Genomic DNA, 21,410 nt, shown 5'->3' on the forward strand with positions numbered 1-21,410 from the left:
GAGCGAATTCTATGCGTATAAATGGATTACTTGCAGTAGCGGCCTGTATTTGTCTGCTTGCTGGATGCAGCGGCACAGAGGAAGAGGCGGGGAAGAAGGGAAATACGACCGAGGAAAAGGCAGTGCCGGTTTCTGGGGATATCGGCTTACCATACATTATGCCATTTACAGGTGAGCCTTTAGAAGATGAAGTGACACAGCGTCCAATTTTGGCAACGATCAATAATTATCCGGATGCCCGACCACAATCAGGAATAGCATCTGCCGACGTTATTTATGAAATGTTGGCTGAGGGCGATGTTACAAGATTCTTAGCGTTATTTCATTCTGAAATCCCTGAAACCATCGGACCCATCCGCAGTGCCAGGGATTACTTTATCGAGTTGGCGGCAGGGCTTGACGCTTTCTACATCGCCCACGGCTACAGCCCAGAAGCGCAGCAGCTTTTAGCAAGTGGAATGGTTGATCATGTGAACGGTATGCAGTACGACGGAACTTTATTTAAACGTTCAACGGCACGAGTTGCACCTCATAATTCCTATTTTCTGGGTGAAAATATCGAAACTGCGGCCGCGGAAGTGAGCACTTCACTTCTTTATCAGAAAAAAGTATCGTATACTTTTTATAAAGAAGATGAAAGTGTTAAAATAGGAACTGAGGCTGAATCGGTGGCAGTCACATATAGCCATAATGATTCATTTAATAGCTTGTACACTTATAATACAGATCGGAACATTTATACACGACAATCAGGGGAAATCTTGACAATAGATGAATTGACGAATGAACCACTTGCACTCTCAAATGTCTTATTTTTTGAAATGGGTCACTCGATTATCGATAATGAAGGTCGACGGGAGATTGATTTAACTTCCGGCGGCCCGGCCCTTGTGTTTCAACAGGGGGTAATGCGAGAGGTGCAATGGGAAAATATTGATGGGGTATTGAAAGCGGTAGAAAATGATGGCAGTGAAGTGAAACTGGTTCCCGGAAAAACGTGGGTGCACTTTGTCCCTTCAAAACCAGGAATGACAATATCGGTAAAATATTCGTAGCAAATACGAAAGGATGAATTATACATGCAAATCGAAAAAATTCGTGGGCATCAAACCGACCAATTATTTAAAGCGGTATTAGAACTGAAAGATTTGGAAGAATGCTATAAGTTTTTTGATGACTTATGTACTATAAGCGAAATACAATCATTGGCACAACGTTTTGAAGTTGCCCACTTATTGCGTTTAAAGAAAACATACGAATCAATCAAAAAAGAAACAGGTGCCTCTACTGCCACGATTTCTCGTGTACGACGCTGTTTCGATTATGGCAACGACACATATGATGAAATGTTGGGACGTCTTTATCCAGACGAAAAACCGTTCCAAGCTTCAAAATAATAACAACAAACTAAAAAAGCCTGTTTAGTTAGTCGAAAGAGAAAAGACTTGCTAAACGGCTTTTTATGTTCTCCCAAAAAGAAACTTGCAGCCGGAAAAATACATATAGGAGAATGAAAACTTTTTTGCTTTAGTCCGGTTTACGTTATACTTGTAAACGAATATAGATACTTAAAAATATGGAAAATCAGCGCTGATAGGTGGGGGAAAGTGAATGGATTATAGAGAGTGGCGGCATGTGTTCAAAATCGACCCGGCAAAGGAGATTTCGGAGGAAGCACTGGAAAAAGTGTGTGAATCTGGAACAGATGTCATTTTAGTTGGTGGAACAGATGATGTTACAATAGATAATGTGATAGATATTTTACTTCGTGTGAGACGTTTTTCGGTGCCGGTAGCATTGGAAATCTCAAATGTGGAGGCCATTTTGGCGGGCTTTGATTACTACTTTATCCCAAGTGTTTTAAACAGTCAAAATACAAAATGGGTAAAGGATCTCCATCACGAGGCCATAAAAGAATATGGTGATATTTTAGTGTGGGACGAGCTAGTGGCTGAAGGATACTGTGTATTAAATCCGGATTGTAAGGTGGCACAGGTAACGGATGCGAAAACGGACTTAACAAAAGAAGACGTAATTGCTTATGCCCGCTTGGCTGAAAACTATTTTAAATTGCCGATATTCTACCTTGAATATAGTGGTGCTTATGGCGACAAAGAAATTGTCGCTTCTGTCAAAGAGGTTTTAAGCGATACGCGTCTTTTTTATGGCGGGGGAATTGCAAGCCCCGAACAAGCGGAAGAAATGGCGCGCTTGGCGGATACAGTTGTCGTTGGAAACATCATCTATGATGATTTGAAGCAAGCACTGAAAACAGTAGAGGCTGTAAAAAACTCAAGGATATAATAAAGTTCACAAGTACGGATAAGTTCGTTATAATAATGGAACAAATGTTTGTATAAAGGCGGTGCACTATGGAACAAATAACCAAAAACTTACTCAATGGCATGAATCCACAACAAGCTGAAGCAGTAAAAACAACAGACGGACCACTGCTGATTATGGCGGGGGCCGGATCTGGCAAAACACGTGTTTTAACACATCGTATTGCCTACTTGGTTGTTGAAAAGGAAGTCTATCCTTCTAAAATTCTGGCAATCACATTCACTAATAAAGCGGCACGGGAAATGCGCGAAAGAATCGATAAGCTGCTCGGCAACGGTACAACAGAAAGCATGTGGGTATCCACATTCCACTCAATGTGTGTGCGTATTTTAAGACGCAATGTGGATCGGATCGGCATTTCAAAAAACTTCTCAATTTTGGATTCAAGTGACCAATTAACAGTTGTGAAAAATGTTTTAAAAGAGCTGAACATAGACCCGAAACGCTATGAGCCAAGAGCAGTATTGAATGCAATCAGCTCTGCAAAGAATGAATGTATTACGGCAGATATGTACAAAGCAAACAGCAACCCCAACAATCCATACGAAAAAGTAGTCTCTCAAGTATATGAAGGATATGAAAAAAGACTTCGACGAAATCAATCACTAGATTTTGACGATTTAATCATGACAACGATTACCCTTTTTGAACGGGTACCTGAAGTGTTGGAATTCTATCAAAATAAATTCCAATACATACATGTGGACGAGTATCAAGATACCAATCACTCCCAATATAAGCTCGTTCAATTACTTGCACAAAAATTTAAGAACATCTGTGTAGTAGGGGATTCAGACCAATCGATTTATCGTTGGCGCGGAGCTGATATCGGCAACATCCTTTCATTTGAAAAGGATTACCCGAATGCGAAAGTAATCCTGCTTGAGCAAAATTACCGTTCTACAAAACGAATCCTGCAAGCCGCCAATGACGTAATTGAGCATAATGAAAGCCGATATCCAAAAAAATTGCGAACTGAAAACCTGGATGGTGAAAAGCTCGTTCTTTACAAAGCGTCAAACGAGCAGGATGAAGCACAATTTGTCGTCCAAACGATTCAAAAGTTGATGGAAAAGGAAAATCGCACCCTGGATGATTTTGCCGTTCTTTACCGGACAAATGCCCAGTCTCGGGTCATGGAGGAAGTTCTCGTAAAATCGAATATGACCTACCAAATTGTGGGCGGTACTAAGTTCTATGATCGTAAAGAGATCAAAGATTTATTAGCTTACTTGCGTTTAATTGCGAATAATGATGATGACCTATCTTTGGCAAGGATTATTAATGAACCGAAGCGAAGCATCGGGGCAACTTCATTTGAAAAAATCGCTTCCTATGCAATCGGGCAAGATCGTTCCATTTTTGATGCCATGAAAGAAGTTTTGTTCATGGGGATAACAGGAAGAGCCGCAAGCAGTGTCGAGAAATTCCATCAGCTAATCGAAGACTTCACAAAGATGCAGGAATATTTATCGGTGACTGAGCTTGTGGAGCAAGTCATTGAGAAATCCGGTTATCGAGCGATGCTGGAAAATGAAAAGACGATAGAGGCAGAAAGCCGTTTAGAAAACATAGAGGAATTTTTATCCGTTACGAAGGCTTTTGAAGAGCGAAGCGAAGATAAATCGCTGATCTCCTTTTTAACTGACTTAAGTCTGGTCGCGGACATTGATACATTAGATAAAGAAGATACCTCAAAAGGCAGTATTATTTTAATGACAATGCACTCTGCTAAAGGTTTGGAATTTCCAGTAGTATTCATTATCGGGATGGAGGAAAACATTTTCCCTCATTCACGTTCATTGGATGATGCGGCTGAAATGGAGGAAGAACGTCGCTTGGCATATGTCGGCATAACCCGTGCAGAACAAAGGCTGTATTTAACATGTGCTGCAGCACGGACACTCTTTGGTCGTTCAAGCTACAATATGCCATCCCGATTCCTACAAGAAATTTCGGATGATGTAATCGAGCAAATATCCAAATCAGGAAATCGGTTTGATGGAGATGAGTTGCCTTTTGGAGCAGGTAGAAGCCGAGTTCAAAGCCAAAGAAGACGAACAATAGGCAATGTCCAAACGAAGCCCCAACTAGCAAGCTTGCAATCCACGGGCGGCAATCAGATGGAATGGAAAGCCGGAGATAAAGCACTTCATGGTAAATGGGGCACTGGTACGGTCGTTAGTGTGAAGGGTGAAGGTGATGGCCTTGAATTGGATATTGCCTTCCCGAATGTTGGAATTAAGCGTTTATTGGCAAAATTTGCGCCCATTACAAAAGGATAATATTAATGATAAATGAGCACTTATCTTGAACAGAAGAGTATTTAATGGTGGAGGAATAACATGAACGAAATAGAAAATCGAGTTGCCGAGCTAAATAAACTACTTCATGAGTATGGGCATGCCTACTATGTGCTCGATAAGCCGCTTGTTCCGGATGCTGTCTATGACCAACTTTTAAATGAACTAATCGCGCTTGAAAGGGCGAATCCATCCCTAATTTATCCGGATTCTCCAACTAACCGTGTGGGGGGCGAGCCACTCCAAGGATTTAAAAAAGTTACACACACTTATCCAATGCTGAGTTTATCCAATGCTTTTGGTGAAGATGATTTAAGAGAGTTCGATCGGAAAATTCGCCAAGCAATCGGTGATAACTTTTCATATGTTTGTGAATTGAAAATTGATGGGCTCGCCATCTCACTGCGTTATGAAAATGGTGTATTTGTGCAAGGTGCTACTCGGGGTGATGGGACTGTCGGTGAAGACATAACAGCGAACTTGAGAACAATTCGCGCCATTCCTCTTCGGCTAAAGGAACCTGTAACCATCGAAGTGCGCGGTGAAGCCTACATGCCAAAGAATTCCTTCGAAGCATTAAATAAAGCGCGCGGCGAAAGAGGGGAAGAGCTCTTTGCGAACCCGCGTAACGCAGCAGCAGGATCACTTCGTCAACTCGACCCGAAAATCGCTGCGAGCCGCAATCTTTCTACTTTTATTTACGCTGTGGGCGGGGATGGCGAAGCTTACGGAATCGATTCTCATGCGGAAATGCTTGATTATCTGGAGACGTTAGGGTTCCCATCAAATAAAGAGCGAGAGTTTTGTGAAACAATTGAGGACGTGCTGGCGTTTATAAATAAGTGGACAGAAAATCGTCCAAACCTACCCTATGAAATAGACGGAATTGTGGTAAAGGTAAATCGCTATGCCCATCAGGATGAACTTGGTTTTACCGCGAAAAGTCCACGTTGGGCCATTGCTTTCAAATTTCCGGCTGAAGAAGTTGTAACAACCATCGTAGATATTGATCTGACAGTGGGGCGCACCGGCGTGGTTACCCCAACTGCAATCTTGAAACCGGTGCAAGTGGCAGGAACGACGGTAGGAAGGGCATCTCTTCATAACGAGGATTTAATTCGCCAGAAGGATATCCGAGTTGGTGATACAGTCATTATTCATAAAGCGGGCGATATTATACCCGAAGTTGTAGCGGTGATCCTTGAACAGAGACCTGAAAATTCGGTGCCATTCGAAATGCCTAAAGATTGTATTGCCTGTGGGAGCGAATTGGTCCGCATCGAAGGAGAAGTAGCATTACGCTGTGTCAATCCTAGATGTCCGGCACAGATTTCAGAAGGAATAAAACACTTTGTTTCCCGCAATGCGATGAATATTGATGGTCTTGGAGAAAAAGTAGTAGAACAACTCCTACGGGCGGAATATATCCGTGATGTCGCGGATCTTTATCACCTGGAAAAAGATCAGCTCGTCAGATTGGAGAGAATGGGTGAAAAATCTGCCGCTAATCTTGTCGGAGCCATCGAACGTTCCAAAGAGAACTCAGTAGAACGGCTACTATTCGGCTTAGGAATCCGCCATGTCGGGGAGAAAGCCGCCAAACTATTAGCAGAACAATTTGAATCGATGGATGCGCTGATACTTGCAAAAGAGGAAGATATTAAATCGGTTTTCGAAATTGGCGATAAAATGGCGGATTCTATCGTTACTTTCTTCGCTAATGAGGAAGTGCAGGTATTGATCGATCGACTGAAGGCAGCCGGCGTCAACATGATGTACAAAGGGAAGAAAGTTCAAGTCCAAGTTGGGGAAAGTCCTTTTGCTGGAAAAACGATTGTATTGACAGGTAAATTATCTCAATTGACACGTAATGAAGCAAAAGTGAAAATAGAAGAGCTGGGTGGAACGGTGACAGGTAGTGTCAGTAAGAAAACAGATCTGGTCATTGCAGGTGAAGAAGCCGGTTCCAAGCTAACTAAAGCCACAGAACTAGGTATCGAAGTGTGGGACGAGGACCGCCTAGTACAACAATTACAACAATTACAACAGTAAAGGAGCTTCAAACGATGAACCGATTTCGCTGGATTCCGGCGGTGGTCGTTGTTGCAATGCTAGCAGGTTGTGTGCCTTCATTTAAAGAAGATACAGAAGTGTTAAAAAATACAGATGAAACTGAAAGCGTAGTTGAAACGACAATCATCCCAAGTATGCAATTGAACGATAATTATTATAGAACGCTGGTACCATATAAAGAAAGTGCCAGCCGTGGATTAGTCGTGTCGAATCTATATACAAAATATGACATAAAAGAAGTCGAAGAAGGTTTAATGCGACTCTCGCAAAACGTATATGATACCGAGAATTACTACTTCCAGGAAGGGCAATATTTAGATACTGATACGGTGAGTAATTGGCTTGCAAGAAGCAATCAAAATAAAGATGAACCCGAGGAACTGCGCGGGTTAAATCCTCCTGATGTGGATGCCAATGGGGCACCGTTAAGTCCGGAAGTAAGGGCGAAAGAAGCACCGATATATTTAGCTCATGTAGTTGAACAAAATTACCTAGTAAAGACAGATGATAACAAAGTAAAACTTGGAGGCATCTCTATCGGACTTGCGTTAAACTCCATTTATTACTACCAGAAAGAACAATACGGCGATACATTTGAAGAACCTATTCCGGATGCGGAGATTGAAAAAAAGGGAAAAGAGATTGCGGAAGTGGTGATTTCCCGTCTGCGTCAACGTACAGAACTTCAAGATGTACCGATAGTGATTGGGTTATTTAAACAGGCTCCCAATAACTCCATCGTCCCAGGCGCATATTTTTCATATAGTGTTTCGGAAAAAGGCCAAAATTCTGTAGGGGATTGGCAAGGCATCAATGAGAAGTATGTTACGTTCCCGATGTCCGCTCCCGATGAACTCTATCGGGATATAAATACAAGTTTCCAAAACTTCAAACAGGACGTCGATAAATATTTCTCAAATTATACGAGTGTGATTGGGAAAGGGTTCTATCAAAACAATAGGCTAAGTAAATTATCGATTGAAGTGCCCATCCAATTTTACGGTACGACCGAAATCATTGGGTTTACGCAGTATATATCCGGGGTCATTATGCAACAGTTGCCTCTTGATGTGGACATAGAAGTAAGCATCACTTCCATTAATGGTGCAGAGGCACTGATCATGAAAGAAGCCAATGAAAAAGAACCTTTTGTTCATATTTATGACTACTAAAAAGGTGCAGTCCAAAGGGGCTGCGCTTTTTTCTTGCAGGTTCACATACTCAAGTCAAATCTCGCCTCCAATTTAAACTAAGTTAAGTAATTTCAGATCCACATGTTTGAATTTAGGCAACATAAGGCGATAATAGATTTTGATTCAGTGTATTAAAATGGCAGCAAAATTAAATCATTACCATAAGTTACGAACATTGACAGGAAAGTTCGTGTTTTTATCCAAATTTATGATTTATTTCACTAAAGATGGTACAATTAATGATTATTGCCACGCTTTAGAATTTCGGAGGTGTAAATTAATGGCGAAATTATCAAAAGAAGAAGTAAAACACGTTGCACATTTAGCTCGACTTGCTATTACTGATGAAGAGGCTGAAAAATTTGCAGACCAATTAGGGAAGATTACTGACTTCGCACAAACATTAAATGAGCTGGACACTACAAATGTGGAACCAACATCACACGTCCTGCCAATCGTAAATGTGATGCGTGAAGACGTTGCACAAGAAGGTCTTAACCGTGATGTTATGATGTTAAACGTAAAAGAACAAGTGGGCGGTCAAGTAAAAGTACCACCAATTTTGGAAGACTAAAAAAAAGAGAGCAAAAGGAGGCAGCCTTATGACGGTATTCAAACTTTCATCAAAAGAATTACAAGAAGGCTTACATAATGGCGAATTTAAGATCGCTGATTTAACGAACGAAGCATTTGCTCGTATCGAAAACCTGGATAACGATGTACAAGCTTTCTTGGCTTTAAATAAAGAAAAAGCAACCGAACAAGCCGCACAAATGGATCAAGTACCATTTGAAGAACGTGGACCACTATTCGGTTTGCCTATCGGTGTGAAAGACAACATCGTAACAGAGGGGCTAGAAACAACATGTGCATCAAAAATATTGGAAGGTTTCATCCCAATTTATGATGCAACAGTGGTGAAAAAACTGCGTGAAGCGGGCATGGTCACAGTCGGGAAGCTAAATATGGATGAATTCGCAATGGGTTCTTCAAATGAAAACTCCGCTTATAAAACAACAAAAAACCCATGGAACCTAAACGCTGTACCAGGGGGATCTTCAGGTGCATCAGCGGCATCGGTTGCAGCTGGTGAAGTACCATTCTCTCTAGGGTCAGATACGGGTGGTTCAATCCGTCAACCAGCGTCTTATTGTGGAGTTGTAGGAATGAAACCTACATATGGCCGTGTGTCACGTTTCGGTTTGGTGGCATTTGCTTCATCACTAGACCAAATCGGGCCAATCACAAGAAATGTATACGATAATGCACTACTTTTAGAAGCGATTGCAGGTGTTGACCCGAACGATTCAACTTCAGCAGACGTTCCGGTTCCAAACTATGTAGCTAAGTTAGATGGCGACATCAAAGGCCTACGAATTGCAGTTCCAAAGGAATACCTAGGAGAAGGTGTGAAGGAAGAAGTAAAAAATTCGGTATTACAGGCTCTTGAAGTACTAAAAGGACTGGGAGCTACAGTTGATGAAGTTTCACTTCCTCACTCTAAGTACGCTTTAGCAGCATATTATATCTTGTCATCTTCAGAGGCTTCTTCCAACCTTTCACGTTTCGACGGTATCCGTTATGGCTTCCGTGCAGAAGGCGTAAAAAACTTGATGGAACTATACAAAGAAACACGCGCACAAGGCTTTGGCGACGAAGTAAAACGCCGTATCATGCTGGGCACTTACTCTTTAAGTGCCGGAACTTACGATGCTTACTATAAAAAGGCGCAACAAGCGCGTACTTTAATTAAACAAGACTACGATAAAGTATTTGAAAACTATGACGTAATTATAGGGCCGACTGCACCTACAGCTGCATTTGAGATTGGTGCCAATATTGATGACCCAATGACGATGTACGCTAATGACATCTTAACGATTCCGATAAATCTTGCGGGTGTTCCTGCTATTTCAATTCCATGTGGTTTTGATAACGGGCTTCCTTTAGGCTTGCAAATTATCGGGAAACATTTCGATGAGGAAACTATCTATCGCACGGCTCACGCTTATGAGCAAGCAACTGAATTCCATAAACAAACTCCTCAACTTTGGGAGGGTAAATAATTATGAACTTTGAAACAGTTATCGGATTAGAAGTACACGTTGAGTTAAAAACAAATTCGAAAATTTTCTCTCCAGCACCAAATCATTTTGGGGCGGAGCCGAACACAAATACAACAGTAATCGACCTTGGTTATCCAGGAGTATTGCCGGTATTGAATAAAAATGTTGTCGATTATGCAATGAAAGCAGCATTGGCGCTTAACATGGATATCAACCAACAAACAAAATTCGACCGTAAAAACTATTTCTACCCAGACAATCCAAAAGCATATCAAATCTCTCAATTTGATAAGCCAATCGGTGAAAACGGCTGGATAGAGATTGAAATTGAAGGTACGGATGGTCAGCCGGGCTATACGAAGAGAATCGGGATTACACGCCTTCATATGGAAGAAGATGCTGGAAAATTAACACATGGAGACGGTTATTCTTTAGTTGACTTTAACCGTCAAGGAACACCACTTGTGGAAATCGTATCTGAACCAGATATCCGCACACCTGCGGAAGCTTATGCGTATCTTGAAAAATTAAAAGCGATTATTCAATATACGGGTGTTTCCGATGTGCGTATGGAAGAAGGCTCACTTCGCTGTGACGCCAATATCTCCATCCGCCCTTATGGCCAGGAAGAATTCGGTACAAAAGCAGAGCTTAAAAACTTAAACTCATTCAACTTTGTGCGAAAAGGTCTTGAATATGAGGAAGTTCGCCAAGCGGAAGTGTTAATGTCCGGTGGAGAAATTAAACAAGAGACTCGCCGTTTTGACGAAAAAACGGGCAAAACGATCTTGATGCGTGTTAAAGAGGGAACAGACGATTACCGTTACTTCCCGGAACCGGACTTAGTGGATCTCCATATTGATGATGAATGGTTGGAACGCGTAAGAGCTTCAATTCCTGAGCTTCCAGATGCTCGTAAAAAACGCTACGTTGAAGAACTTGGCTTAAATAATTACGATGCAAGTGTGCTAGTTGTCAACAAAGTAATTTCTGATTTCTTTGATGAAATGGTCGCACAAGGAGCAGACGCAAAACTTTCTGCCAACTGGTTAATGGGCGATGTTTCAGCCTACTTGAATGCAGAACAAAAAGAGCTTGCCGATACTCCATTAACACCTGAAAACTTAGCTGGAATGATTAAACTTATTGCAGATGGCACTATTTCGTCAAAAATTGCGAAAAAAGTATTCACGGAGCTTGTGAAAAACGGGGGAGACGCAAACGAAATCGTTAAAGCAAAAGGTTTGGTTCAAATCTCGGATCCATCTGTCCTTCTTGGCTTAGTAACAGAAGTATTGGATGCAAACCCACAATCGATTGAAGACTTTAAAAACGGGAAAGACCGTGCAATTGGCTTCTTGGTAGGCCAAATTATGAAAGCTTCAAAGGGACAAGCAAACCCACCAATGGTAAACAAAATCTTGCTTGAAGAAATTAATAAAAGATAAGTCCAAAACCGGATTTTGAAATCACGTAATGGTTCCATAATAGCCCCCCGTAAGTTAAATGTTCAATTTGGCTTTGGGGGCTATTTTTAGTAGAAACAGAAAAATTGTATTTCGTTTGAATCCCGGGCAAAATGGGATTATTAAGAGTGGAGGTTTTATAATGAAAACTGAACAGCAATATTTTGAAGAATCAATGACAATGGCCGAATACATGGATCAAATGAAGACGAGTCTAAAAGAGCCAAGCTTCCTAGTATATGAAAACTTTGAAGTGAACCCGGAAGATGAGGTATTCGAATTATTGAAAGCAAGAAAACCTCATATTTTGGCGATAACAGAAGACTGGTGCGGGGATGCTATGTTAAATAACCCGGTAATCCGGAAAATTGCCGAAGAAGCCCGTTTAGAGATTCGCTGTGCATTCCGTGATGCGGATACCGATTTAATTGATCGCTATTTAACAAATGGCGGACGCGGCATACCTATCTACCTGATCTTGAGTGAACAAGGCGAGGTTATTGGAAAATGGGGTCCGCGTGCCAAGGTGCTGCAACAGTTGGTAATGGATATGCGAGCGCAACTTCCGGATAAAGATGACCCTTTATTTGAAGAAAAACAAAAAGAGATGTATACTAACTTGCAGGAGAAATATGTAAAAGACCCACAATGTTCTAAATGGGTATACGAAGATATGAAGACTGTCATCTCGGAAGCGTTATCATAATATAGATTTAGGTGGAAGTTCTCTTCAATTTCAAAAAATTTGTCATTGAAGGGAACCTCTTTGCGCCAAAATATGTTCTTACATAATAAAAGGTATAGGATGGAAAAAATATGAAAAGAGCAAGAATCATTTATAATCCAACATCGGGTAGAGAGCTTTTTCGGAGACATTTGCCTGAAGTACTAGAGAAATTAGAAACTGCAGGCTATGAAACATCTTGTCATGCAACAACTTGTGAAGGAGATGCCAAGAAAGCTGCTGCCCATGCTGTTGAACGTGGTTTCGATATTATTATTGCTGCAGGCGGTGATGGGACTTTAAATGAAGTAGTAGCTGGGATGAGCCCTTATGAAAAACGGCCAAAGCTAGGAGTCGTGCCAATGGGGACAACCAATGATTTTGCCCGGGCAATCCGAGTTCCAAGAAAAATCGACGAAGCAATCGATATTATTGTAAAAGGCGATACAATTCCGGTGGATGTTGGATTAATAGATGATGACCGCTACTTCATCAATATCGCAGCGGGTGGCCGGATTACCGAATTGACTTATGAAGTCCCGAGCAAGATGAAAACACTGCTTGGGCAACTTGCATATTACTTAAAAGGAATTGAAATGATTCCTTCAATTAAAGCCACGACTATGCGGATTGAGTATGATGATGAGGTATTCGAAGGGGAAGCCATGATGTTCCTATGTGGCTTAACCAATTCGGTAGGGGGATTCGAAAAAATTGCCCCCGACGCAAGCATTAACGATGGCCTCTTCACCATGATGATTCTAAAAAAATGCACTATCGCGGATTTTGTTAGAATCGCTTCATTGGCTTTACGTGGGGAACATTTAAACGACCCGAACGTAATCTACCAAAAAGCAAGTGTGGTCAAAGTCACTTCAACCATCGATGAAGAAAACATCCACATCAACCTAGATGGAGAATACGGTGGCGATGCACCAGTAACCTTCACCAACTTAAAAAGACATATTGAAGTATTCGTCCCAATCGACGATATACGAGATTTGGATCGGGTCGAATAACTACTACCCCGTACGATGGTTAGTTTAGCAACTGCACTAACCGCTGTATGGGGTTTTTGTGTGCACTTTATAAGGATGATTCTGCTGTTTAGATGTATCGCTCTTTGAATGGTTTCGTGAGGCTGTTTGAACCGCGAGTGATATGAAGCCCTATAGGATAGTTCTTTACAATTAAGAAGCGCTTCATGAATGAGACGAAGCTTTCTATGCATTAGAAAAGTGCACCATGTATTCCCGCATGACGCAGGCTTTCGGAACAGAAAATAAAGACGACTCAATTTTCTTTTGAGTCGTCTTTATTTATGCTACTATAAAAGCACTGAAATGGAGGACGGAAGATGGTAGCACCAGTTAAGAAAAATGATCGCAAAACAGTTTATATAGAAGATTTAACCCATGATGGCAATGGCGTAGCCAAAATTGATGGGTATCCTTTGTTTATCCAGGGAGCCTTGCCTGAAGAAACCGTGGAAGTTCATGTTTTAAAAACATTAAAAAATTACGGATTTGCGAAGATCGTGGACATTGTAATAGAATCGCCGGATCGAGTGAAGGCGCCTTGTATTTATTTTGGGAAATGCGGGGGATGCCAGCTTCAACATTTATCCTATGAAGGACAGCTGAAATGGAAGGAAAGCATGGTTCGAAATGTAATGAAGCGAATTGGGAAAATTGATGCCCCTGTCCTGCCCGTAAAAGGGATGCAGGATCCATGGAATTACCGAAACAAGTCCCAGATTCCTTTTTCCATGACGGAAACAGGACCCATTGCGGGCTTTTATAAATCAAAATCGCACGAAATTGTGGATATGGAACGCTGTTTAATCCAGGTTAGCGAAGCGGATGCGATGATGGCCAACCTGAAAAAAGAACTTATGGATATTGGCTTGCAACCATATAACGAAGCTTCGCAACAGGGAATGTTGCGCCATGTCGTTGTTCGCAAAGGGAGAGCAACTGGGGAAGTCATGGTTGTGCTTGTTACAAATAAACATAAATTCCCACAAAAAGATGCGGCAATCTCTTTAATTCAAAAGCTTGTTCCGAATGTGACATCGATCGTTCAGAATGTAAATATTGAAAAAACAAATGTGATTCTTGGAAATGAAACGGTCACACTGTGGGGGAAAGATTTCATCGAGGATACAATTGGCGGCGTACGATTTGAGATATCGGCCCGGTCGTTCTATCAAGTGAACCCAATTCAAACGGAAGTTCTGTACAAACAAGCTCTCGATTATGCACAGCTGACTGGCAACGAGCGAGTGATTGACGCTTACTGTGGTATCGGAACGATTTCATTATTCTTGGCACAAAAGGCAAAATCCGTCATGGGTGTGGAAATCGTGGAGCAAGCGATAGAAGACGCGAAACGCAATTCAGATTTAAATGGCTTCACTAACACTTACTTTGAAGCAGGTCCAGCAGAAGAGGTCATCCCGCGCTGGTACGCCGATGGGAAAGAAGCGGACGTATTAGTTGTCGACCCTCCACGCAAGGGATGCGACGAAGCGTTATTAACCACAATCATCGAACAAAAACCAAAACGTGTTGTATACGTGTCATGCAACCCTGGCACACTCGCCCGTGATCTTCGCGTCCTGGAAGATGGCGGCTACAAAACAGTGGAAATCCAGCCAGTGGACATGTTCCCGCAGACGACACATTGCGAAGCGGTCGCTTGGTTGGAACTAGCTTGATATAGCAAAAGGGCCTAGAGAAAATTTCTCTAGGCCTTTTTTTATTGAAACATCAGCAAACTTAGCAAGACCGCTGATCCTCCAAAATTACGTACGGAATATGCACATTTTACTCCAATCGAAATACAGCAAGATTTGGAAAGTCTTCATCATCTTTTGATGTTATTTTTAAATTATAAATAATGAAGAAAGCAGACTGGAGGCGGAAACAAACTAACATTCTGAATCAATAGGGTGTTTTTTAATGGGTACGTAAAGATGATAGGATGAATCAAGCTTATGAACGCTTTCAAAAGCTTGAATCAGTTCAATGTTGGACTCCTCCGCTTGTTGTTTGGAGATTTTTAAAAACCTAGCAAAGTCAGTACTAAGTACATCCCCTATGTCGAGAATGTCACCGAAATATTTGAACTTAGCACAAAATATTAGAGGTACATCGATGGTAAAGTAATATGGTTTATGGATCTGGATATCGTAAGGGATACCGAATAGAACTTTAAAACGAGTTGAATCCGGCTGGCAATTTGAATAGATGACATAGCAGGGGCTATTAAGGGAATGATCAATGTTATCCATAAGCATCCTCGAATGTGATCGGATTTTTTCCTTATAGTTTTCAGTTGCTAGGTCAACTTCAAATGCAATCCCACAAATTCTTGAGGCATTGAAGTCTTGAAGGGTAAAATCGGTGACTATATCACCATTGATGTTTTTGATCGGTTTTTTTACAACGCTCGGGATGGGCGATTGAGAAATAGCTTCAATATTTTCTTTCAGTTTGCTTGGAGCCAAACCATATTGTCGTTTGAAGGCACGCGTGAAGGATGATGGTGTTCCAAAGTTAAGGCGATATGAAATATCCGTTAAGGATAACTTTTCGTCTTGAATCAAATTGATGGACTTATTTAATCTTCTGGAAAGTAAGTAGTTGTTAAATGAGCACCCCATCATTGCGGAAAAAAGTCTATGGAAATAGTACTTGGAGATGCAGAAGTGATTTGAAACTGATTCCAATGATAAGGATTCTTCCACATTATCCTCAATGTAGTTTAATGCCTTTTCAACTAACTCATAATGTTCCATTATATCACCCTTCCTGTTTTTTACAATTTTTAAATAGTTTAACATACAAAATTAAAAAAATAATAATTGGTTTTCAAGGAGGTAAACGATGAACAAAGCGCATGAAATAAAGGAATATAAGATAAAGATAACAGGAGCGGACCTTAAAAGGTTTACAGGTTTTTTTGCAATATTGGCGGGAATTTTATACATCGCCATTCAATTTATCCATCCATCTGAAAATATAGCTTCTGTTGCCGCAAGTTCATGGGTCGTAGTTTCATGCTTGAGCATTGCTATGTCCCTATTCTTTTTGGTAGGAACTTTAGGGATCTATACGGTACAAGTTGAACAGGCGGGTTGGATTGGTCTGATTGGATACTTGTCCTTTAGTTTGTTTTGGTTGATTTCAATGATTTTCAGTTTCGTGGAAGCATTTGTTTTACCGCTGCTCATAAACGATGCCCCCAAATTTGTGGTAGGTATATTGGGACTTTTTGGTGAGAATAAGAGTGAGGTTAACCTTGGCATTTTCACGCAATTGGCGCCAATAGCTGGGGTACTTTATATGCTTGGGGGCCTATTATTAGGAATCGCAATTTTTCGAGCTAAAGTCTTTCCACGCTTTGCGGGCTTATTACTTTCGTTTGCTGCAGTAGTGACTTTGGCAACTGCAATCATTCCCCACCCGTTTGATCGGCTATTAGCCTTACCAATGGGAGTAGCTTTAATTTGGCTAGGCTGCATTTGTTGGTTAGATACAAAAGACACATCAAAACAATAGATATAAAAGAGCGAAGCTACTTGAAATAACTTCACCTGCACCTTGCGTAGCCGTAAACACCCCGCACAATGGGCGGTGGTTGGAGTAGTAATGAAAAAGGGCGAAATCCGATGGGGGATCGTTCTTTTTTTATAATGTCAAAACAAGGATAGCATTAGCTTCATGTACTGATCCATCTTATAATAACGGGTTTATGGCTATTACACTGCAAATGGCTGTAACTCGTTATTTTTTATCTTGCAAAAATGTAACTTTAATTAAACCTAAACCAATATGTGGTCATCGGTCCCACTGGTAAGATAATAACAAATAATAAGTTTGGGAGGAATCAGAATTGAAAAATTTCGATTTGAAAAAGCCATTAATAACAATACTAGTGATCATTCTTTTGTCAGTGGGAACTTTCTTTGGATATGAATACGTTACTGAACCAAAAATTGTGGATGGTGTTATGTCAAAAAATATTGATGAAAAGGGGGAACCGATCGACGTAACGACTACGTTTGCTCCAGGGGATACGATTTATTTTAGTGCAAAGCAGAACCGGTTCTGGACTGATAAAGCGCAGGTCGTATGGTATAAAGGTGAAATTGCAACAGAGAACCGTTTTTTAGTTGAGGAAGAAGTCATCGTGAACAAAGCGAATTATTTCACGGCCAACCTATCAGTTCCAGAGGGGCTTGAAGAAGGTCATTACGGTGTTACTATTTATGTAAAAGGTTCAGAGATTATGGAAACAAATGCTGAATTTGATGTGAAAAAATAGAGAAGTAATCCATTAAACGGATGATTGTGGAGGAAAATGATGCAAAATATATTAAGTGTGGAAAAAATTGAAAAGTATTATGGCAACAAAGGCAATATTACGAAAGCAATCGACAATATAAGCTTCAAGGTAGATGAGGGCGAATTTTTAGGGATAATGGGCCCTTCAGGCAGCGGCAAGACGACTCTCTTGAATTGTATTTCAACGATTGATAATGTCACAACGGGGAAAATTATTATAAATAACAAAGATATTACGGTCCTTAAGGCAAAAGGTTTAGAAGAATTTAGACGTGATGAACTAGGTTTTATTTTCCAAGACTTCAACCTTCTTGACACACTGACTGCTTATGAAAATATAGCGCTAGCCTTAACGATACAAAATAGAGGAATAAAAGAGATAAGTAACCTGATTAAAAATGTTGCGAAAAAACTTGAAATTACTGAAATACTTAATAAATATCCTTTTCAAATGTCAGGGGGACAAAAGCAAAGGGTAGCTAGTGCAAGGGCAATCGTTACTGAACCCTCTCTTATTTTGGCGGATGAGCCTACTGGCGCTTTGGATTCAAAGTCCTCTAGATTACTTTTGGATTCATTTGAAAAGCTTAATAAGGCATACCATTCGACGATACTGATGGTTACCCATGATTCCTTTACCGCAAGTTATGCGAATAGAATCTTGTTTATTAAAGATGGCAAGATTTTTAATGAACTTATACGTGGAAATGATACGAGAAAGGAATTCTTCAATAAAATAATTGAAGTGGTTACTTTACTTGGAGGCGATATCGGCAATGTTCTCTAAAATCGCAATCAACAATGTAAAAAGAAGCTTTAGGGACTATTCAATATACTTTTTGACATTGACCCTGGCAGTATGTATATTTTACAGCTTCAATTCGATTGAATCCCAGGATGCCATAAAGGAATGGATGAAAAAGGATGCTGATCTGCTATTAACGCTAAATAAACTTATGGCTGGAACATCTGTATTTGTATCTTTCGTTCTTGGTGGGCTAATTATATATGCAAATAAAATCTTAATTAAAAAGCGAAAAAAAGAGTTAGGGATTTACATGACATTAGGAATGTCAAAAGGTAAAATATCAAAAATTTTAATCTTTGAGACTCTTTTAATAGGTATGTTGTCCCTAATCGCCGGTATTATACTTGGCATTATCTTATCGCAAGGTCTGTCCATACTTGTTGCTAATATCATGTTGATTAACGTGGACGAATATCAGTTTGTTATTTCACTTAGCGCAATCGTTAAATCGATTGTCTACTTTGGAATAATTTATCTTCTCGTCATGATGTTCAACCAGTTTACTATTTCAAAATATAAACTGATTGATATGCTGAATGCGTCAAAGAAAAATGAAGAAGTGAAATTGAAAAATAGATTTGTATCGCTGATAATATTTATTGTGGCTGTGGGATTGTTAGGAACAGCTTACGCTAGAATATTGGAAACCGGCTTAGATGCAGAAGATTCCGATTTGCTTATTATGGTCCTGATGGGTGTGATTGGAACACTGTTATTCTTTTTCAGTCTTTCAAGCTTCTTTATCCAAGTTGTGCAAAGCTACAAAAAAATATATCTTAAAGATATAAATATATTTATAGTAAGACAGATCAACAATAAGATTAATACTAACTTTCTATCCATGACGTTAATTTGCCTAATGCTCTTTTTAACAATTACACTTTTGTTTGCTGCATTTGATTTAAAAGGAACGATGGATAGACAATCAGCAGGAAACAAAGCTTTTGATGCTTCAGCCTTTCTCATAGTGGATGAGGAAAACAAAGAACCAAAGGTGAATGATGTTGAAGAATACTTAAAAGACATAAATTTTAAATTCGAATCTTATGAAAAACATTCCTTTTATAGTGAATACAAACTTAATCTTACTATAGAAGATTTGTTATCAAAGTATTTAAGCAGGCAGGAGAAAATTGATCTTCAGGAAGGATACTTAGATGGCCCTATATCGGCGATGAAAATATCAGATTATAATTCAATCATCCAGCTTAAAGGGGAAAAAGCTATTGACCTAAAGGAGAATGAAATCTTAGTTGTATCTAACTACGATCAGGTGAATAATGCGCTACCGGAGTATATTGAAAACGAGGATATCATCCATATTGAGGACAATGCTTATACCATCAAAAATAAAACTCCTATAAAGGAAAATATAAAGACCAAAGGCAGCGGCGAGTTCTTTATCCTCATCATTCCTGATAACTTTAACGGCGACCTTCAATTAGAGTTCACAAGTTTTAATGTAGTTTATGACAAGAAGTATTATGAAGAGTCAGAAGAGAAGTTTTCTAAGCTATTCAATGAACTCTTGGAGGACAAATATCGAGACATCAATCCATCATTAGTAATTGGAAAAACAAAGGAACAAGTATTAGCTAGAGAAAATGGTACAGCAGCATTGATTGTATTCCTTGGTCTATTTTTGGGCCTCATATTCATTATAACTAGTGCAGCGGTGATGGCATTGCAGCAATTATCTGATGCCAGTGACAGCGTGGAACGGTACAATTCCCTAAAGAAAATTGGTGTTACTGAAAAATTAATAAACAATGCAATATTGAAACAAAGTTTGATCTATTTCATGGTACCATTAAGCCTGGCAGTCGTCCATTCAATAGTTGGAATAACAGCTGTTAGTAAATATTTCACATTTCATTACCAAGGCATTGTTATAAGTTCTTTACTGCTTGCCATTATATATGGTGCATACTTTTATGCAACATACGTTGGTGTTAAAAATATCGTGAAAAATAGTAATTAGTAGAGTTGCTATTTAACATATGATTATGGGTGCTGATTTGTATTTAGAGTGGCCAAACATTTACAAAAGCTAAACGGCAATAATAGGTGCCACTAAGCTCAGCATATTGTGAAATGATTGTTTTCAAGGACGTATTCCTCATATTGGGATGCGTTCTTTTCGTGTGTATGCAAGTAATCGGGGAAAACTTGTTTAGCAATTATATCAACCCAGCTATTCATAATAACCTTCCAGTAGGAAATACTGTATAAACAAATTGATGATGGAGGACAAAAGTATGCCGGAATTGCCGGAGATGGAAACATATAGAACATTATTGGAATCATTGATAGGTGGGCAAAAGATTTCGGACGTTGAGATTGGGCGGGAAAAATCGATTAATGAACCGGTCGAACAGTTTGTTGCGCAAGTTTCAAATCAAACTATCAAATCAATTGCTAGAAGAGCAAAGTATTTAATTTTCCACCTGCAGGATGATTCGTATTTACTGTTACATTTGATGCTTGGAGGATGGATGTTTTATGGCAAAGAAGAAGATAAACCAAACAGGACAATTCAAGTAAAGCTTTCCTTTGGGGAGCAGCATCTATATTTCATTGGACTGCGATTAGGCTATCTGCATCTATTAACACCAGAAGAGGTTGAGAAAGAGTTGGGGAAACTGGGTCCGGAAGTGCTTGATCCCGATTTTACGTTGGATGCCTTTCAACAAATAATGCAAAAAAGAAAAGGAACGATTAAAACAACATTGATCAATCAAGAAGTATTGGCTGGAATAGGCAATGGGTATTCTGATGAAATTCTTTGGCATGCCGAAATCCGTCCTGATAAAAAAATCAATGAACTGGATATCCAACAATTAACGCGGGCTTATTACTCGATTCAATTTATTCTTGAAAAAGGAATCAAACAAGGTGGATATATGGAAAATCCACTATATAAAGGCGATGGAAAAACAGGAGGCTATCAATTTTATGTTTACGATAGAGAAGGCCAAGAATGTTCTCGTTGCAATACGATTATTATAGAAAAAGAAATCTCTTCACGCAAAACCTTCCTTTGCCCCAATTGCCAGCAATAAGTAAATTGAAAAAGTACACAA

The 21,410-nt window shown here is 39.9% G+C and carries 18 protein-coding genes; 17 read left to right on the plus strand and 1 reads right to left on the minus strand.

Features of this window, described 5'->3' with window-relative positions:
- Nucleotides 1–11: 11 nt before the first annotated feature.
- The 12 genes from CD33_RS05215 (at nt 12) to rlmD (ending at nt 14,887) form a co-directional block, all read left to right on the plus strand.
- Nucleotides 12–1,055, plus strand: coding sequence for a DUF3048 domain-containing protein (locus CD33_RS05215; protein ID WP_036198795.1), 1,044 nt, complete (start codon nt 12–14; stop codon nt 1,053–1,055).
- Nucleotides 1,056–1,079: 24 nt separating this feature from the next.
- Nucleotides 1,080–1,397: a YerC/YecD family TrpR-related protein gene (locus CD33_RS05220; RefSeq protein ID WP_036198797.1), complete on the plus strand. Its 318-nt coding sequence runs from the start codon at nt 1,080–1,082 to the stop codon at nt 1,395–1,397.
- 214 nt (nt 1,398–1,611) lie between these two features.
- Nucleotides 1,612–2,304, plus strand: coding sequence for a heptaprenylglyceryl phosphate synthase (pcrB, locus tag CD33_RS05225; RefSeq protein ID WP_036198800.1), 693 nt, complete (start codon nt 1,612–1,614; stop codon nt 2,302–2,304).
- A 68-nt stretch (nt 2,305–2,372) separates the two neighbouring features.
- On the plus strand, nt 2,373–4,628 hold the full coding sequence (pcrA, locus tag CD33_RS05230; RefSeq protein ID WP_036198801.1) for a DNA helicase PcrA: 2,256 nt from the start codon (nt 2,373–2,375) through the stop codon (nt 4,626–4,628).
- Nucleotides 4,629–4,688: 60 nt separating this feature from the next.
- Nucleotides 4,689–6,698: an NAD-dependent DNA ligase LigA gene (ligA, locus tag CD33_RS05235; protein ID WP_036198802.1), complete on the plus strand. Its 2,010-nt coding sequence runs from the start codon at nt 4,689–4,691 to the stop codon at nt 6,696–6,698.
- A gap of 14 nt (nt 6,699–6,712) precedes the next feature.
- Nucleotides 6,713–7,891, plus strand: a complete 1,179-nt coding sequence (locus CD33_RS05240) for a CamS family sex pheromone protein (protein ID WP_036198803.1) — start codon at nt 6,713–6,715, stop codon at nt 7,889–7,891.
- A gap of 301 nt (nt 7,892–8,192) precedes the next feature.
- Nucleotides 8,193–8,486 carry an Asp-tRNA(Asn)/Glu-tRNA(Gln) amidotransferase subunit GatC gene (gatC, locus tag CD33_RS05245; protein ID WP_036198804.1) on the plus strand — a complete coding sequence of 98 codons (294 nt, stop codon included), beginning with the start codon at nt 8,193–8,195 and terminating at the stop codon, nt 8,484–8,486.
- Between the two features lie 28 nt (nt 8,487–8,514).
- On the plus strand, nt 8,515–9,978 hold the full coding sequence (gene gatA, locus CD33_RS05250; RefSeq protein WP_036198805.1) for an Asp-tRNA(Asn)/Glu-tRNA(Gln) amidotransferase subunit GatA: 1,464 nt from the start codon (nt 8,515–8,517) through the stop codon (nt 9,976–9,978).
- Between the two features lie 2 nt (nt 9,979–9,980).
- Nucleotides 9,981–11,426 carry an Asp-tRNA(Asn)/Glu-tRNA(Gln) amidotransferase subunit GatB gene (gene gatB / locus CD33_RS05255; protein ID WP_036198806.1) on the plus strand — a complete coding sequence of 482 codons (1,446 nt, stop codon included), beginning with the start codon at nt 9,981–9,983 and terminating at the stop codon, nt 11,424–11,426.
- Between the two features lie 160 nt (nt 11,427–11,586).
- A complete protein-coding gene (locus tag CD33_RS05260; protein ID WP_036198807.1) occupies nt 11,587–12,150 on the plus strand; it encodes a thioredoxin family protein in 564 nt (187 codons plus the stop codon).
- 110 nt (nt 12,151–12,260) lie between these two features.
- On the plus strand, nt 12,261–13,187 hold the full coding sequence (locus CD33_RS05265) for a diacylglycerol kinase (protein WP_036198808.1): 927 nt from the start codon (nt 12,261–12,263) through the stop codon (nt 13,185–13,187).
- 338 nt (nt 13,188–13,525) lie between these two features.
- Complete coding sequence (gene rlmD, locus CD33_RS05270) at nt 13,526–14,887, plus strand: 23S rRNA (uracil(1939)-C(5))-methyltransferase RlmD (RefSeq protein ID WP_036198809.1); 1,362 nt, start codon at nt 13,526–13,528, stop codon at nt 14,885–14,887.
- A gap of 213 nt (nt 14,888–15,100) precedes the next feature.
- On the opposite strand, the gene CD33_RS05275 is transcribed toward rlmD, so the two are convergent.
- Nucleotides 15,101–15,970: a helix-turn-helix transcriptional regulator gene (locus CD33_RS05275; RefSeq protein ID WP_036198810.1), complete on the minus strand. Its 870-nt coding sequence runs from the start codon at nt 15,968–15,970 to the stop codon at nt 15,101–15,103.
- Between the two features lie 88 nt (nt 15,971–16,058).
- On the opposite strand from CD33_RS05275, the gene CD33_RS05280 reads away from it, so the two are divergent.
- From CD33_RS05280 to mutM, 5 genes are all read left to right on the plus strand, one after another.
- Complete coding sequence (locus CD33_RS05280; protein WP_052130019.1) at nt 16,059–16,733, plus strand: hypothetical protein; 675 nt, start codon at nt 16,059–16,061, stop codon at nt 16,731–16,733.
- 334 nt (nt 16,734–17,067) lie between these two features.
- Entirely contained in the window at nt 17,068–17,499 is a 432-nt protein-coding gene (locus tag CD33_RS05285; RefSeq protein WP_235863372.1) for a hypothetical protein, read from the plus strand.
- Between the two features lie 39 nt (nt 17,500–17,538).
- Entirely contained in the window at nt 17,539–18,306 is a 768-nt protein-coding gene (locus CD33_RS05290) for an ABC transporter ATP-binding protein (RefSeq protein WP_036198812.1), read from the plus strand.
- Nucleotides 18,296–20,308 carry an ABC transporter permease gene (locus CD33_RS05295; protein ID WP_036198813.1) on the plus strand — a complete coding sequence of 671 codons (2,013 nt, stop codon included), beginning with the start codon at nt 18,296–18,298 and terminating at the stop codon, nt 20,306–20,308. Before CD33_RS05290 ends, CD33_RS05295 begins: the two co-directional genes overlap by 11 nt.
- 277 nt (nt 20,309–20,585) lie before the next feature.
- Complete coding sequence (gene mutM / locus CD33_RS05300) at nt 20,586–21,389, plus strand: bifunctional DNA-formamidopyrimidine glycosylase/DNA-(apurinic or apyrimidinic site) lyase (protein ID WP_036198815.1); 804 nt, start codon at nt 20,586–20,588, stop codon at nt 21,387–21,389.
- Nucleotides 21,390–21,410: the final 21 nt, after the last annotated feature.

Source organism: Ureibacillus sinduriensis BLB-1 = JCM 15800 (assembly GCF_000772955.1).
In the GTDB taxonomy this organism is placed as follows: domain Bacteria; phylum Bacillota; class Bacilli; order Bacillales_A; family Planococcaceae; genus Ureibacillus; species Ureibacillus sinduriensis.